We start from the raw sequence: 1,736 nt of genomic DNA on the forward strand, positions 1-1,736 counted from the left end.
TAGCCATCACCGTTGATGCGGGGCGTCCGCCCCTCCATCAGCGCCTCGATCACCAGCGGAAACAGATTGTGCGGGCTGGTGTCATACAGATCGGAGACCGCTGATCCGACCACGTTGAAGTAGCGCAACGAGGTGTGCCGCAGGCCATAGGCGCGTTCGGCGTCGCGCAGCAGCCATTCGCCGATCAGCTTCGACTCGCCATACGGCGACTCGGGCGCCGTGGGTGTCTGTTCCGTGACGAGGTCGACATCAGGGGTGCCGTAGGTGGCGGCGCTGGAGCTGAAGACGATCGCCTCGACGTGCGCCTCCTGCATGGCCTTGAGCAGACTGACGGTGCCCTGCACGTTCTGCTCGTAGGTGTGCAGCGGGCGGTGTACCGAGACCCCGGCGTACTTGAAGCCAGCCAGGTGCACGACCGCCTCGACCGCGTTCTCGGTCATCGCTTTGGCAAGGTACGTGGTGTCCAGGATCGAGCGGTCGATCACCTCGACGTCGACTGGAACGAACTCGCGGTGGCCGCTGGAGAAGTCGTCGACGACGCAACAGTCGAGACCGGCGAGCCGGAAGGCACGCACCACGTGCGAACCGATGTAGCCGGCGCCGCCGGTGACCAGGATGCTCATGCATCCAGCATGTCAGCCCGGCCGCCGGGTGCGCGCATCAGACGCGGCGCAGCACCGCAGTGACCTTGCCCAAGATGGTGGCGTGCGTGCCATCGATGGGGGAGTAGTTGTCGTTGTGCGGCAGCAGCCAGGTCGTGCCGTCCTTGCGCTGGAACGTCTTGACCGTGGCTTCGCCGTCGAGCATGGCGGCCACGATCTCGCCGTTCTCGGCCACGGGTTGCTGGCGGATGACCACGTAGTCGCCATCGCAGATGGCGGCGTCGATCATGGAGTCGCCGGACACCTCGAGCATGAAGAGCGTGCCGTCGCCGACCAAGGATTTGGGCATCGGGAAGATTTCCTCGACGCGCTCCTCGGCCAGGATGGGGCCGCCGGCCGCTATGCGGCCGACCATCGGGACGTTGACGGGAGCGGGGGCGGCGTCGTTGATGCCGGTTTCGTCGATGTCAGAGCTCATGGCGCGGCGGGCCGCCAGGACATCGGGCAGGAAGATCTCAAGCGCGCGGGGACGGTGCGGATCGCGCTTGACGTAGCCCATGCCCTCGAGGGTGCGCAGCTGGTGCGCGACCGAGGAGGTGCTGGTGAGGCCGACGGCGGCACCGATCTCGCGCATGCTGGGCGGGTAGCCGCGCCGCTCGATCTCCTCCCGCAAGAACATCAACACCCGCTGCTGTCGGGCGGTGAGGCCCGTCTCGTCCGGCGGGCCATCGGGCAGTTCGGCCACGTTCGCGTCACGGTCGGCGGGAGTGTCTTCGCTCATGCGTTCGACGATAGACCGCAACCCTCACGTAATCAAACATGTGTTCGATCGGCGTGTCGTCGATTCTCGCTGCACTACGATCGCGCCCATGAGCTATCTCGTCGTGGGCACCCGGTCCGGCAGCGCGTGGGGACTCGAGGTGCAGGGAGTAGGCCACACCAGTGCCACCGATCTGGCTGGCGTGGAATCGGCCGTGCGCGGACTGCTGACCGCCGAAGGCATCGCCGACGCTGCCACGGTGGACCTGCAGCTGTTGCTCCCGGACTTCGAGGTCGATCTTGACCAGCAGGGGATGCCGGGCAGCGCCCGCCCGCACCGAGAGATCCTGGCCGGCGTCATCGCCCTGGTCGTGG

3 protein-coding genes are annotated in these 1,736 nt (G+C 66.8%); 1 reads left to right on the forward strand and 2 read right to left on the reverse strand.

The genetic code is table 11. The features are described 5' to 3' along the window. A partial coding sequence (locus WB508_RS02035) for an NAD-dependent epimerase/dehydratase family protein (RefSeq protein ID WP_423843207.1) occupies positions 1-623 on the reverse strand: 623 nt, incomplete at its 3' end. Positions 624-660: 37 nt separating this feature from the next. Next, entirely contained in the window at positions 661-1,383 is a 723-nt protein-coding gene (gene lexA / locus WB508_RS02040) for a transcriptional repressor LexA (protein ID WP_423843208.1), read from the reverse strand. Positions 1,384-1,471: 88 nt separating this feature from the next. Between lexA and WB508_RS02045 the strand changes: the two genes are divergently transcribed. Continuing rightward, positions 1,472-1,736, forward strand: a 265-nt coding sequence (locus WB508_RS02045) for a hypothetical protein (RefSeq protein WP_423843209.1), incomplete at its 3' end; no start/stop codon positions are given.

The organism is Aeromicrobium sp. (assembly GCF_049586495.1).
Taxonomy (GTDB): Bacteria; Actinomycetota; Actinomycetes; order Propionibacteriales; family Nocardioidaceae; genus Aeromicrobium.